This is a genomic window from Burkholderia sp. RF4-BP95 (assembly GCF_001521985.1).
Classification (GTDB): Bacteria; Pseudomonadota; Gammaproteobacteria; order Burkholderiales; family Burkholderiaceae; genus Burkholderia; species Burkholderia diffusa.
Genome location: NZ_LOSX01000034.1, coordinates 84094 through 98856 on the forward strand (window position 1 = coordinate 84094; position 14763 = coordinate 98856).

General features: G+C 66.3%; 8 protein-coding genes. 4 read left to right on the plus strand and 4 right to left on the minus strand.

The window, feature by feature from the left end:
• Positions 1 to 34: 34 nt before the first annotated feature.
• The 3 genes from lpdA to aceE form a co-directional block, all read right to left on the minus strand.
• Positions 35 to 1804 carry a dihydrolipoyl dehydrogenase gene (gene lpdA, locus WS46_RS14730; protein ID WP_059690953.1) on the minus strand — a complete coding sequence of 590 codons (1770 nt, stop codon included), beginning with the start codon at positions 1802 to 1804 and terminating at the stop codon, positions 35 to 37.
• A 272-nt stretch (positions 1805 to 2076) separates the two neighbouring features.
• Entirely contained in the window at positions 2077 to 3723 is a 1647-nt protein-coding gene (aceF, locus tag WS46_RS14735) for a dihydrolipoyllysine-residue acetyltransferase (RefSeq protein ID WP_059535872.1), read from the minus strand.
• 70 nt (positions 3724 to 3793) lie between these two features.
• Positions 3794 to 6490: a pyruvate dehydrogenase (acetyl-transferring), homodimeric type gene (gene aceE, locus WS46_RS14740; RefSeq protein WP_059535874.1), complete on the minus strand. Its 2697-nt coding sequence runs from the start codon at positions 6488 to 6490 to the stop codon at positions 3794 to 3796.
• A 273-nt stretch (positions 6491 to 6763) separates the two neighbouring features.
• Here aceE and fixL point away from each other — a divergent pair, with 273 nt between their 5' ends.
• The 4 genes from fixL (at position 6764) to WS46_RS14760 (ending at position 13359) form a co-directional block, all read left to right on the plus strand.
• Positions 6764 to 9280 (plus strand): oxygen sensor histidine kinase FixL, encoded by a 2517-nt coding sequence (gene fixL, locus WS46_RS14745; RefSeq protein WP_059464201.1) that lies wholly within the window; start codon positions 6764 to 6766, stop codon positions 9278 to 9280.
• Positions 9277 to 9915, plus strand: a complete 639-nt coding sequence (fixJ, locus tag WS46_RS14750) for an oxygen response regulator transcription factor FixJ (RefSeq protein WP_006493245.1) — start codon at positions 9277 to 9279, stop codon at positions 9913 to 9915. The genes fixL and fixJ overlap by 4 nt, the downstream gene beginning before the upstream one ends.
• Before the next feature lie 244 nt (positions 9916 to 10159).
• Entirely contained in the window at positions 10160 to 11017 is an 858-nt protein-coding gene (gene folD / locus WS46_RS14755) for a bifunctional methylenetetrahydrofolate dehydrogenase/methenyltetrahydrofolate cyclohydrolase FolD (protein WP_059464202.1), read from the plus strand.
• A gap of 254 nt (positions 11018 to 11271) precedes the next feature.
• Positions 11272 to 13359, plus strand: coding sequence for a M3 family metallopeptidase (locus WS46_RS14760; protein ID WP_059690954.1), 2088 nt, complete (start codon positions 11272 to 11274; stop codon positions 13357 to 13359).
• A 60-nt stretch (positions 13360 to 13419) separates the two neighbouring features.
• Here the strand turns inward: WS46_RS14760 and dinB are convergent, their stop codons facing one another.
• The gene (gene dinB / locus WS46_RS14765; RefSeq protein ID WP_059690955.1) at positions 13420 to 14625 is read right to left on the minus strand and encodes a DNA polymerase IV; all 1206 of its coding nucleotides are present in this window, start codon (positions 14623 to 14625) and stop codon (positions 13420 to 13422) included.
• Positions 14626 to 14763: the final 138 nt, after the last annotated feature.

Below are 14763 nucleotides of genomic sequence, written 5' to 3' on the forward strand. Positions count from 1 at the left end.
CGTGGCCGGCACGAGGCCGGCCATGCCGGTCGCGTTACTTCTTGCGTTGCGGCGGCAGGTCCGTGCAGACGCCTTCGTACAGCTCGGCGGCCATGCCGACCGATTCGCCGAGCGTCGGGTGCGGATGGATCGTCTTGCCGATGTCTTCCGCGTCCGCGCCCATCTCGACGGCGAGGCACACTTCGCTGATCAGGTCGCCGGCGTTCAGACCGACGATACCGCCGCCGATCACGCGATGGGTTTCCTCGTCGAAGATCAGCTTCGTGAAGCCTTCGTCGCGGCCGTTCGCGATCGCGCGGCCCGATGCGGCCCACGGGAACACGGCCTTGCCGTACTTGATGCCTTCGGCCTTGCACTGGTCTTCCGTCTTGCCGGCCCAGGCCACTTCCGGATCCGTGTACGCCACCGACGGGATCTGCAGCGCGTCGAAGTACGCCTTCTCGCCGTGTGCGGCTTCCGCTGCGACGTGGCCTTCATGCACGGCCTTGTGCGCGAGCATCGGCTGACCGACGATGTCGCCGATCGCGAAGATGTGCGGGACGTTCGTGCGCATCTGCTTGTCGACGTCGATGAAGCCGCGGTCGGTGACCGCGACGCCGGCCTTGTCGGCACCGATCTTCTTGCCGTTCGGGCTGCGGCCCACCGCGACGAGCACGAGGTCGTAGCGCTGCGCTTCCGCCGGCGCCTTCTCGCCCTCGAACTTCACGTAGATGCCGTCTTCCTTCGCTTCCGCGCCGACCGTCTTGGTCTTCAGCATCACGTTGCCGAAGCGCTTCGCGTTGTACTTTTCCCAGACCTTCACGAGATCGCGGTCCGCGCCCATCATCAGGCCGTCCATCATTTCGACGACGTCGATCTCGGTGCCGAGCGTCGAGTACACCGTCGCCATTTCGAGGCCGATGATGCCACCGCCGATCACGAGCATGCGCTTGGGCAGCTGACGCAGTTCGAGCGCGCCCGTCGAATCGACGACGCGCGGGTCTTCCGGCATGAACGGCAGCTTCACTGCCTGCGAGCCGGCGGCGATGATCGCCTGCTTGAACTTGACGACCTTCTTGCCGTTTTCGCCCTGCACTTCCATGTGATACGGATCGACGAATGCGCCGACGCCGGTGACCACTTCGACCTTGCGCGCCTTCGCCATGCCGGCGAGGCCCGTCGTCAGCTTCTTGACGACGCCGCCCTTGAAGTCGCGCAGCTTGTCGAGATCGACCTGCGGCTTGCCGAACGAGATGCCGTGCGCCGCGAGCGCTTCGGCTTCCTCGACGACGAGCGCCGTGTGCAGCAGCGCCTTCGACGGAATGCAACCGACGTTCAGGCAGACGCCGCCGAGCGTCGAGTAGCGTTCGACCAGCACCGTCTTCATGCCGAGGTCGGCTGCGCGGAACGCGGCCGAGTAGCCGCCGGGGCCGGCGCCGAGCACGAGCATGTCGCACTCGATGTCGGCGGAGCCGCTGTAGCTGCCGGCTTGCGGCGCGGGTGCCGCAGCGGCGGCGGGCGCAGCGGCCGGAGCCGGTGCTGCGGCCTTCGCGGGTTCGGCTGCTTTCGCCGCAGCGGCGGCGCCTGCCGAAGCTTCGACGATGGCGATGACCGTGCCTTGCGAGACTTTCTCGCCGGCCTTGACCTTGACTTCCTTGACCGTGCCGGCGACGTCGCTGGGCACTTCCATGGAGGCCTTGTCCGATTCGAGCGTGATGAGCGTTTGCTCTTTTTCGATCACGTCGCCGGGTTTGACGTTGACTTCGATGACATCGACGCCGCTGAAATCGCCGATATCCGGAACCTTGACTTCGATGAGACTCATTACTGTCCCCTTCTTGATTAGCTGCAGACAGAGAGGGAGCCGCTCGCGGAAGAACTACGGCCTGACAAGAGAACGCACACTTGGGCAGGACCACCTTTGCCGTCCGCCCGAGGACGCGCCTTTCTTTTGGTTACTTTTCTTTGGAAGACAAAGAAAAGTGACCGCCGCCCCGCGCAGGGGCGACGCTAGCAGACCGTCAAGAAAGCCAGTTCAACGACAGGGCGTGGATCACCGAAAGAAAACCCACGCCCCGCGAGCACGCTCCCCGCTCATCAAAGAATGATGCGACGGAAATCGGCGAGCAACGCACCGAGATACGCATTGAACCGCGCGGCTTCCGCGCCATCGATGACACGATGGTCATACGACAGCGACAGCGGCAGCGTCAGACGCGGCACGAACTGCTTGCCGTCCCACACCGGCTTCATCTGACCGCGCGACAACCCGAGGATCGCGACTTCCGGCGCGTTGATGATCGGCGTGAAGTTGGTGCCGCCGATGCCGCCGAGCGACGAGATCGAGAAGCAGCCGCCCTGCATCTGGTCCGGCTTCAGCTTGCCGTCGCGCGCGGCCTTCGACAGCTCGGCCATTTCCTTCGCGATGTCGACGAGGCCCTTCTTGTCCGCGTCGCGGATCACCGGCACGACGAGACCGTTCGGCGTGTCCGCGGCGAAACCGATGTGGTAGTACTGCTTGAACACCAGGTTGTCGCCGTCGAGGCTCGCGTTGAAGGTCGGGAATTTCTTGAGCGCGGCGACGACCGCCTTGATCACGAATGCGAGCATCGTGAACTTCACGCCGGCCTTCTCGTGCTCCTTGTTCAGCTGCACGCGCAGCGCTTCGAGCTCGGTGATGTCCGCTTCGTCGTTGTTCGTGACGTGCGGGATCATCACCCAGTTGCGATGCAGGTTCGCGCCCGAGATCTTCTTGATGCGTGACAGCGGCTTCGCCTCGAACGGGCCGAACTTCGCGAAGTCGACCTTCGGCCACGGCAGCAGGTTCAGCTCGCCGCCGCCTGCCGGCGCGGCTGCCGCGCCCGGCGCTGCGCGCTGGCCCGTCATCACGCCCTTCACGAAGCCCGTGATGTCGTCCTTCGTGATACGGCCCTTCGGACCGCTACCCTGCACGCGTGCGACTTCGACGCCGAGTTCGCGCGCGAACTTGCGCACGGACGGCGATGCGTGGCTCGCGCGATACTCGCCCGACGGTGCAGCGGCCGGCGCGGCAGCAGCCGGAGCCGGCGCGGCCTTCGCGGGGGCCGGTGCGGCGGCGGGTGCCGGCGCGGCAGCGGCCGGTGCCGGTGCGCTCGCTTGCGGCGCGGCGGCCGGCGCGGCGCCGGCGGCGTCGAGCAGCACGATCAGCGTGCCTTCCGACACCGAATCGCCCACCTTGACCTTGATTTCCTTCACGACGCCGGCGGCCGGGCTCGGCACGTCCATCGTCGCCTTGTCCGATTCGAGCGTGACGAGCGACTGCTCCTTCTCGACCGTGTCACCGACCTTCACGCCGATCTCGATCACCGGGACGTCCTTGTAGTCGCCGATGTCGGGGACCTTCACCTCGAGCGTGCCGCCCGACGCAGCGGGAGCGGCAGCCGGCGCGGCTGCGGCCGGTGCCGGAGCTGCCGCCGGAGCCGGCGCTGCTGCCGGCGCGGCCGCGCCGTTCACCTGCGCCGCGGCGCCGCCTTCGAGCAGGATGATCAGCGAGCCTTCCGATACGGAATCGCCCACCTTGATCTTCACTTCCTTGACCGTGCCGGCTGCCGGGCTCGGGACGTCCATCGTCGCCTTGTCCGACTCGAGCGTGACGAGCGACTGCTCGGGCTCGACCGTGTCGCCCACCTTCACGAGCACCTCGATGACGGGCACGTCCTTGTAATCGCCGATATCCGGCACCTTCACTTCGATCGCTTGACTCATCTTTTTGTGTCTCCATGGCCGCGCGCGCCCCTCCCGGAAGCGGCGCGCGGCATCACACGGCGCGTGTGCGTTAAACGGTCATCGGGTTGGGCTTCGACGGATCGAGGTTGTACTTGGCAATCGCGTCCGCGACCACCTTGCGCTCGATCGTGCCTTCGTCGGCCAGCGCGTTCAGCGCGGCGACGGTGACCCAGTGACGGTCGACTTCGAAGAAGTGACGCAGCTTCTCGCGGGTGTCCGAACGACCGAAGCCGTCCGTGCCCAGCACGACGAAGCGGCGATCGATCTGGCCGCGGATCTGGTCGACCAGCGCGCGCACGTAGTCGGTCGATGCGATGACCGGGCCTTGCGTGTCCTTCAGGCACTTCTGCACGTGCGACAGGCGACGCTCCTCGGTCGGATGGAGCAGATTCCAGCGCTCGATTTCGTGACCTTCACGCGCGAGTTCGGTGAAGCTCGGTACGCTCCACAGGTCGGCCGCGACGCCCCAGTCGTTCTTCAGCAGGTCGGCGGCGGCGATCACTTCGTTGAAGATCGTGCCCGCGCCGAGCAGCTGCACGCGCGGCGCCTTCTGGTCGGCGTCCGCCTTCTTGAACGCGTACATGCCCTTGATGATGTCGGCCGCCACGTGCTCGCCCTGCGGAATCGCCGGGTGCTCGTAGTTCTCGTTCATCACCGTGATGTAGTAGTACACGTCTTCCTGGTCCTGCACCATGCGGCGCAGACCGTCCTGGATGATCACCGCGAGTTCGTAGCCGAACGTCGGGTCGTAGCTCACGCAGTTCGGCACCGATGCCGCCCACAGGAGCGAGTGACCGTCTTCGTGCTGCAGGCCTTCGCCGTTCAGCGTCGTGCGGCCCGCGGTGCCGCCGAGCAGGAAGCCGCGCGAGCGCATGTCGCCCGCCGCCCATGCCAGGTCGCCGATCCGCTGGAAGCCGAACATCGAATAGAAGATGTAGAACGGCACCATGATCTCGCCGTGCGTCGAATACGACGTCGCCGCCGCGATCCAGTCGCACATGCCGCCCGCTTCGTTGATGCCTTCCTGCAGGATCTGGCCGGTTTCCGATTCCTTGTAGAACATCAGCTGGTCGGAATCTTCCGGCACGTACTTCTGGCCTTCCTGGTTCCAGATACCGATCTGGCGGAACAGGCCTTCCATGCCGAACGTACGCGATTCGTCCGGGACGATCGGCACGACGCGCTTGCCCAGCGCCTTGTCCTTCAGCAGGATGTTCAGGATCCGCACGAACGCCATCGTCGTCGAGATCTCGCGGCCTTCGCCCGTGCCCTTCAGCAGCGGCTCGAATGCGTCGAGCGCCGGCACCGGCAGCGACGTCGCCTTCTCGCGGCGATGCGGCAGGTAGCCGCCGAGGTCCATGCGCTTCTGGCGCATGTATTCGAGTTCCTTCGAACCTTCCTCGAACTTCAGGTACGGCACGTCGGCGATCTGCTCGTCGGTGATCGGCAGGCGGAACTGGTCACGGAACTTCTTCAGTTGCTCGACCGGCAGCTTCTTCTGCTGGTGCGTGATGTTCATCGCCTGGCCCGACTCGCCCATCCCGTAGCCCTTGATGGTCTTCGCGAGGATGACGGTCGGCGCGCCCTTCGTGTTGGTCGCTTCGTGGAATGCCGCGTAGATCTTGTGCGGATCGTGGCCGCCACGGTTCAGCGCCCAGATGTCGTCGTCCGACCAGTCGGCGACGAGCGCCTTCAGTTCAGGCGTGTTGAAGAAGTGCTCGCGTACGAACGCGCCCGACTCCGACTTGTACGTCTGGTATTCGCCGTCGACGACTTCCATCATGCGGCGCATCAGCGCGCCCGTCTTGTCGCGTGCGAACAGCGCATCCCAGCGGCTGCCCCAGATGACCTTGATCACGTTCCAGCCGGCGCCGCGGAATTCCGATTCCAGTTCCTGGATGATCTTGCCGTTGCCGCGCACCGGGCCGTCGAGACGCTGCAGGTTGCAGTTGATCACGAACACGAGGTTGTCGAGCTTCTCGCGGCTCGCCATGCCGATCGCGCCGAGCGATTCCGGCTCGTCCGTCTCGCCGTCGCCGAGGAACGCCCAGACCTTGCGGCCGGCGGTCTTCGCGATGCCGCGCGATTCCAGGTACTTCATGAAGCGTGCCTGGTAGATCGCCATGATCGGGCCGAGACCCATCGACACGGTCGGGAACTGCCAGAAGTCCGGCATCAGCCACGGGTGCGGGTACGACGAGATGCCCTTGCCGTCGACTTCCTGGCGGAAGCTGTCGAGCTGCTCTTCCGACAGGCGGCCGAGCAGGAACGCGCGCGAGTACACGCCCGGCGACGAGTGGCCCTGCACGAACACGAGATCGCCGCCGTGCTGGTCCGACGCCGCGTGCCAGAAGTGGTTGTAGCCGACGTCATAGAGCGTCGCGGCCGATGCGAACGACGCGATGTGGCCGCCGACGTTCGTGTCCTTGCCTGCGCGCAGCACCATCGCCAGCGCGTTCCAGCGCGTGTACGAACGGATGCGGTGCTCGACGTCCTGATCGCCCGGAATCTTCGCCTGGGCTTCGACCGGGATCGTGTTGATGTACGGGGTGTTGGCGGAGAACGGCAGGTGTTCGCCGTGCATGCGGGCGAATTCGATCTGCTTTTCGATCAGGTAGTGCGCGCGGCCGGTGCCCACGGAGGAGATCACGCCGTCGAGCGACTCGAGCCATTCAACGGTTTCTTGCGGGTCGTCGTCACGATCGGCGGCGACATATTTCATCACTTCGTTCGGTACAGCGGACATTCTCGTCTCCTGGGTCCTGGAATGTGAGGATCGCTCTCGTGCAGACGACGCGACGCGGCCGGCTGCGGGCAAGCTCCGACGGATTGTAATGATCGTGTACGGCCACGCGCAACAAAATTTTCGAATTGTGAGATCTTTTCTCGCAATGCGGAATATTGCTGCGCTGCACCCTCGTATCGGGCCTCTCCGGCACGCGCCGCGAGCACAAATCCGTTTCCGTTCAACATATCCGGTATGGGTTTTCCATGTATTGCGCTGCGCTACAATCCTGCCATGTTGACCGATCGGCTTTTCGCACGCTCGGCGCGACCGTCGGGCCCGCCGGCGGAGTCGCAGCCGTCCCGCTGGCACCACGGACCGTGGTGGTCCAACTCCTATTTGCTGACGCCGCTGCTGTCGATCCTCGTGTTCCTCGTGGTGATGAGCCTGATTCTATGGAGCCTCAATCGCCGCGAACAGCAGCAGCAGGAAGACACCCTGTTCCGTAACGTCGCGTGGGCGCAGCAGCAGATCCGCCTGTCGATGACGGGCGCGCAGGAGCAGCTGCAGGCGCTGTCGCGCGATCTCGCGTCCGGCCGCCTCGACCAGAATGCATTCCAGATGGCGGTCGCGGACGTGATGCAGACGCATCCGGAAATCCTCTATCTGAACTGGTACACCGCGCCCGGCGTGCAGCGCTGGCCGACCGTGCACCCGCCGCTGCTCGGCCAGCGGCTCGCGAAGCCCGGCGACGCGCAGATGCAGGATGCCGTGCGCGGCGCGTACGACGAGGCGCGCAGCACGCGCCGCCAGGCCTATTCGCCGCTGATCTACGACGACTTCGGCAACGGCTTCATCACGCTGCAGACGCCCGTGATGCGCGGCGACCGCGAATATCTCGGCTCGATCGCCGCGGTGTTCTCGGTCGAAGGGATCCTGAAGCACGACATCCCGCAGGAGCTGTCGTCGAAGTACAAGATCTCGATCACCGACTCGAACAACCGCGAGCTGTCGTCCACGTCGACGCGCCCGCGCCTGCCGCGCGACTCCCACTACGACCTGCCGCTCGATCCGCCCGGCCAGGGGCTGACCGTGCGCGTGTACGCATTCCCGCAGCTCACGAACCTGACCAACAACACGCTCGTGTGGCTGGTCGCCGGCCTGTCGTGCTTCGTGCTGTGGAGCCTCTGGAGCCTGTGGAAGCACACGCGCCAGCGCTTCGAGGCGCAGCAGGCGCTGTACGCGGAAGCATTCTTCCGTCGCGCGATGGAAAACTCGGTGCTGATCGGCATGCGCGTGCTCGACATGCACGGCCGCATCACGCACGTGAACCCCGCGTTCTGCCGGATGACGGGCTGGGACGAGACCGACCTCGTCGGCAAGGTCGCGCCGTTCCCGTACTGGCCGCGCGACGCCTACCCGGAAATGCAGCGCCAGCTCGACATGACGCTGCGCGGCAAGGCGCCGAGCTCGGGCTTCGAGCTGCGCGTGCGGCGCAAGAACGGCACGCTGTTTCATGCGCGCCTCTACGTGTCGCCGCTGATCGACAGCTCGGGCCGCCAGACCGGCTGGATGTCGTCGATGACCGACATCACCGAGCCGAAGCGCGCGCGAGAGGAACTCGCGGCCGCGCACGAGCGCTTCACGACGGTGCTCGAAAGCCTCGACGCCGCCGTGTCGGTGCTCGCCGCCGACGAAGCCGAGCTGCTGTTCGCGAACCGCTACTACCGCCATCTGTTCGGGATCCGCCCGGACGGCCATCTGGAGCTGTCCGGCGGCGGCTTCGACCGCGCGCAGGCGTCGTCCGACTCGATCGACATGGTCGACGCGTTCGCGGGCCTGCCGGCCGCCGCGCTGACGAGCAGCACGGCCGACGCGCAGGAGGTGTACGTCGAGAGCATCCAGAAGTGGTTCGAGGTGCGCCGTCAGTACATCCAGTGGGTGGACGGCCACCTCGCGCAGATGCAGATCGCGACCGACATCACGACCCGCAAGAAGGCGCAGGAACTCGCGCACCAGCAGGAAGAGAAGCTGCAATTCACGAGCCGATTGATGACGATGGGCGAAATGGCGTCGTCGATTGCTCACGAATTGAACCAGCCGCTCGCCGCGATCAACAACTACTGCTCGGGCACGCTCGCGCTCGTGAAGAGCGGCCGCGGCACGCCCGAGACGCTGCAGCCCGCGCTGGAAAAGACCGCGCAGCAGGCGCTGCGCGCGGGGATGATCGTCAAGCGGATCCGCGAATTCGTGAAGCGCAGCGAGCCGAAGCGCCAGCCGGCGCGGGTCGCGGACATCGTCGCCGACGCGGTCGGGCTCGCCGAAATCGAGGCCAGGAAGCGCAGGATCCGGATCGTCACGGAAATCCTCGCAAGAATGCCTATTATTTATGTCGACCCCGTGCTGATCGAGCAGGTGCTCGTTAACCTGATGAAGAACGCGGCCGAGGCGATGGCCGACGTGAAGCCGGCGTCGGCGGACGGCGTGATCCGCGTCGTCGCCGACATCGACGCGGGTTTCGTCGACATCCGCGTGATCGACCAGGGTCCGGGCGTGGACGAAGCGACCGCCGAACGCCTGTTCGAACCGTTTTACAGCACCAAGTCCGACGGCATGGGCATGGGGCTGAACATCTGCCGTTCGATCATCGAATCGCATCGGGGGCGTCTGTGGGTGGTCAACAATGTCGAACCGGACGGCCGCATTTCCGGCGCGACATTCCACTGCAGCCTGCCCATTGGGGAACCCGCTGATCTCGGCCAAGGGGGGCGCGAGGCATCGGCATCACATACCGTTACGGGAGAACTATGAATAGCCCTGTCACCACCACTCAGGAAACTGTCTTCGTCGTCGACGACGACGAGGCCGTACGGGACTCGCTGCGCTGGCTGCTGGAGGCGAACGGCTATCGCGTGCAATGCTTCTCGAGCGCCGAGCAGTTCCTCGATGCCTATCAGCCGGCGCAGCAGGCCGGCCAGATCGCCTGCCTGATCCTCGACGTGCGGATGTCGGGCATGAGCGGCCTCGAACTGCAGGAACGCCTGATCGCGGACAACGCCGCGCTGCCGATCATCTTCGTCACGGGCCACGGCGACGTGCCGATGGCGGTGTCGACGATGAAAAAGGGTGCGATGGACTTTATCGAGAAACCGTTCGACGAGGCCGAGCTGCGCAAGCTCGTCGAGCGGATGCTCGACAAGGCCCGAAGCGAAAGCAAGAGCGTCCAGGAACAGCGCGCCGCGAGCGAGCGCCTGTCGAAGCTGACCGCGCGCGAGCAGCAGGTTCTCGAGCGGATCATCGCCGGCCGCCTGAACAAGCAGATCGCCGACGATCTCGGGATCAGCATCAAGACGGTCGAAGCGCACCGCGCGAACATCATGGAAAAGCTCAACGTCAACACGGTCGCCGATCTGCTGCGCCTCGCGCTGTCGAAGAAACAGGCCTGAACGTCGCGCGCGGCCGCGGGGCACCTGCCCGGCCGGCCGCACCGTCGCCCTGCCGCGCCGCGCGATGCGGCCCACTCGCGCGGCGCGGCCCGGCGCTTCCGCCCGGCGCGCCGGCACCGCCGCCATGACGCTTTCCCGATATTCGCTGTCGGACGACGGCAGGCGACCGGTATAATTGCGTGTTTTGCTGCGGCGCTTCGCGCGCCGCACGCCCGCATTCCAACTTCCCGGCAGGACCACCACCATGACAGCCCTCCTCATCGACGGCAACGCCCTCTCGAAGACCTTGCGCGCGCAGGCCGCCGAACGCGCCGCCGCCCTGACCGCACGCGGCCACCAGCCCGGTCTCGCGGTGATCCTCGTCGGCGCCAACCCGGCGAGCGAAGTCTACGTGCGCAACAAGATCAAGGCGTGCGAGGACAACGGTTTCTTCTCGCTGAAGGATGCGTACCCGGACACGCTGTCGGAAGCCGACCTGCTGGCGCGCATCGACGAACTGAATCGCGACCCGAAGATCCACGGCATCCTGGTCCAGCTGCCGCTGCCGAAGCACATCGACAGCCACAAGGTGATCGAGGCGATCGCGCCGGAGAAGGACGTCGACGGCTTCCACGTCGCGAACGCCGGCGCGCTGATGACGGGCAAGCCGCTATTCCGCCCGTGCACGCCGTACGGCGTGATGAAGATGTTCGAAGCACATGACATCCCGCTGCAAGGCGCGAACGCCGTCGTGATCGGCCGCTCGAACATCGTCGGCAAGCCGATGGCGATGCTGCTGCTCGAGGCCGGCGCGACCGTGACGATCTGCCACAGCAAGACCCGCGACCTCGCCGCGCACACGCGTCAGGCCGACGTCGTGGTCGCCGCGGTCGGCAAGCGCAACATCCTGACGGCCGACATGGTCAAGCCCGGCGCGACGGTGATCGACGTCGGCATGAACCGCGACGACGCGGGCAAGCTGTGCGGCGACGTCGATTTCGCCGGCGTGAAGGAAGTCGCCGGTCACATCACGCCGGTGCCGGGCGGTGTCGGCCCGATGACCATCACGATGCTGCTGATCAACACGATCGAAGCCGCCGAGCGCGCCGCCGCGGCCGCCTGATCGCAACGCGATCGCCCCTGCCCGCCCAGCCGGCGCGCATTCGTGCGCCGGCGTCTGGCCGGCCGCCGTCGCGGCCGCGCCGTTGCACCACACTCCCCCGTATCCGACCCCGCACCGAGCGCAACCAATCGCGTCGTTAGAAACTAACGATTGGAAAGCGCGCGATGCGCCCCAATAATGTCGGTATCGGGCGCCGCCGTATCGCGCCTCACCCTTTTCACTCCGGTTCATCCGGCAACAGACAGGGAGTCTTAATGTCCGCCAGCGCCAACACCAATCCGCTCCTCGATTTCTCCGGCCTGCCCCGCTTCGGCGAGATTCGTCCGGAACACGTGACGCCCGCGCTCGACACGCTGCTCGATGCCGCCAACCGCGCGGTCGACACCGCGAGCGCGCCCGAGACGCCGGCGACGTGGGCCGCGATCGTCGAGACGGTCGAGCAGGCGACGGAGCCGCTCGGGCGTGCATGGGGCGTCGTCGGCCACCTGAACGCGGTCGCCGATACGCCGGAGTTGCGCGCCGCCTACGGCGAAAACCTGCCGCGCGTGACCGAGTTCTGGTCGAGCGTCGGCCAGAACCTCGCGCTGTACGAGAAGTACAAGGCGATCGCCGCGAGCGCCGAATACGCGACGCTGTCCACCGAACGCAAGAAGATCCTCGATAACGCGCTGCGCGATTTCCGCCTGTCGGGCGCCGAGTTGCCCGAGGACCGGAAGCCGCGCTTCGCGGAACTGCAGGAGCAGCAGGCCGCGCTGTCGAAGGCGTTCTCCGACCACGTGCTCGACGCGACCAACGCGTATGCGTATTTCGCGCACGATGAAGCCGAGCTGGCCGGCCTGCCGGGCGACGCGATCGAAGCGGCCCGCGAAGCCGCGCAGAAGGACGGCAAGGAAGGCTGGAAGTTCACGCTGCATTTCCCGTCCTACTTCCCGGTGCTGCAGTACGCCGAGAACCGCGCGATGCGCGAGACGCTGTACCGCGCGTATGCGACCCGCGCATCGGAACTCGGCCCGCAGTACGGCGGCGGCAAGGCCGAGTGGGACAACACGGCGATCGTCGCCGACGAACTGAAGCTGCGCCGCGAAGAAGCGCAGATGCTCGGCTACCGCAACTTCGCCGAAGTGTCGCTCGCGCCGAAGATGGCCGAATCGCCCCAGCAGGTGATCGCGTTCCTCGAGGATCTCGCGACGCGCGCGCGCCCGCACGCTGACAAGGACTGGGACGAACTGCGCGCGTTCGCCGCGAAGGAACTCGGTCTGGCCGAGCTCGCGCCGTGGGACGTCGCGTTCGCGGCCGAGCGGCTGCGCCAGCAGCGCTACGCGTTCTCGGAAAACGAGGTCAAGCAGTATTTCCCGGAACCGGCCGTGCTGAAGGGCCTGTTCACCGTCACCGAAACGCTGTTCGGCGTGCGGATCAAGCCGGACGACGCACCGGTGTGGCACAAGGACGTGCGTTTCTTCCGCGTGGAGAACCGCGACGGCTCGCTCGTCGCGCAGTTCTATCTCGATCTGTATGCGCGCGAAGGCAAGCGCGGCGGCGCGTGGATGGACGATGCGCGTGCGCGCGCGAAGCGCGGCAACGCCGTGCAGACGCCGGTTGCGTATCTGACCTGCAACTTCTCGGCACCGGTCGGCGGCAAGCCCGCATGCTTCACGCACGACGAAGTCATCACGCTGTTCCATGAATTCGGCCACGGGCTGCATCACATGCTCACGCGCGTCGACGAACTCGGCGTGTCGGGCATCAACGGCGTCGAATGGGATGCGGTCGAACTGCCGTCGCAGTTCATGGAAAACTTCTGCTGGGAATGGGACGTGCTGTCGTCGATGTCGTCGCACGTCGATACGGGCGCCACGCTGCCGCGCGAGCTGTTCGACAAGATGATCGCCGCGAAGAACTTCCAGAGCGGCCTCGGCACGCTCCGCCAGATCGTGTTCTCGATGTTCGACATGCTGCTGCACGTCGACTTCGACCCGGCCGGCACGACCGGCGTGAACGCATTCGCGCGCGAGATCAACGAGCGCTACCACGTGATCCCGCAGGCCGCGTTCTCGCGCTGGCCGAACACGTTCAGCCACATCTTCGCGGGCGGCTATGCGGCCGGCTATTACAGCTACAAGTGGGCGGAGGTGCTGTCGGCCGACGCGTATGCGGCGTTCGAGGAAGCGGCTGCCGCAAGCGGCAGCGTGCTCGACGCGGCAACCGGCACGCGCTATCGCCGCGAGATCCTCGAAGTCGGCGGCAGCCGGCCGGCGATGGATTCGTTCAAGGCGTTCCGCGGCCGCGAGCCGGAAATCGACGCGCTGCTGCGCCACAACGGAATGGCTTCCCCCGCGCACTGAGCATGCGCTGCCCAGCTCGTCCGGCAGCATCGAAAGGCACCGCTTCGGCGGTGCCTTTTTTCATGGTGCCGGCGTTTCGCCGCCGGCTTCGTCCGTGTTGTCGGTGTTGCGGTCGGCCTCGTCGTCGAACAGCGAAAACTGCCCGTGACGCTCGGCCGTATCCTCGTCGATGCGCACGCCGACGCCGAGCAGCCGCACGGCCTGCGCGCGCCGCTGCAGCCCCTTCGCGAGCAGCGTGACGGCCGTTTGCGCATTCGTCGCGTCGGCCACGCACTCGACCGTCGTGCGCTGGAAATCGGCGAAGCGGATCTTCACGTACAGCTTGCGGATCGTGCGGGCCGCGCCCGCGCGCGCGATGCGCGCGTCGAGCTGCACGACCAGGCGGCGGATCTCGTCCGCGCATTGCTCGAGCGTCGTCAGGTCGGTCACGTAGGTCGTCTCGACGCTGACCGACTTGCGCTCCTGATCGGCCTGCACCGGCCGCTCGTCGATTCCGCGCGCCAGCTGGTACAACCGCCGGCCGAACGCGCCGAATTCGCGATGCAGATCGATCAGCGACCAGTCGCGCAGCTGCGCGCAGGTCTGGATGCCGAGCCGGTCGAGCCGCGTGGCCGTCACCTGGCCGACGCCGTGCAGCTTGCGCACCGGCAACGCCGCGACGAATGCATCGACCTCATGCGGGCGCACGACGAACAGGCCGTCGGGCTTGTTCCAGTCGGACGCGATTTTCGCGATGAACTTGTTCGGCGCGACGCCCGCCGACACCGTCACGCCGACCGTGTCGTACACGCGCTGGCGAATCTCCCGCGCAATCAGCGTCGCGCTGCCCTGGCACAGTTCGGAGCCGCTGACGTCGAGGTACGCCTCGTCGAGCGACAGCGGCTCGACGTCACGCGTGTAGTCGCGATAGATCGCCATGATCTGCCGCGACGCCGCGCGGTATTTATCCATCGCGGACGGCAGGATCAGCAGGTCCGGGCACTTGCGCATCGCCAGCGCCGACGACATCGCCGAATGCACGCCGTAGCGCCGCGCCTCGTAATTGCAGGTCGCGATCACGCCGCGCTGGTCGGGCCGGCCGCCGACCGCGAGCGGCCGGTTGCGCAGCGACGGGTCGTCGCGCATCTCGACCGATGCGTAAAAGCAGTCGCAATCGCAATGGATGATCTTGCGCCCGCGCGACGGCGCGTCGCCGGGTGGCGGCACGCGCGGATCGGCAGGCGGGATGATGGTCGGATTCACGGTGCCGATACTGTACAAAAACACAGTGGCCGTTTCAACTGTCGCGTGCTGTCGCGTTCGGTCGCCTCCACGCAGTTCCGGCACGTTCCGGACGGCCGCACCGTACCGGTCCGCTTCGCGCGGATCGTACCGCCGCGCGCAAGGACCGCCCCCTATACTCGT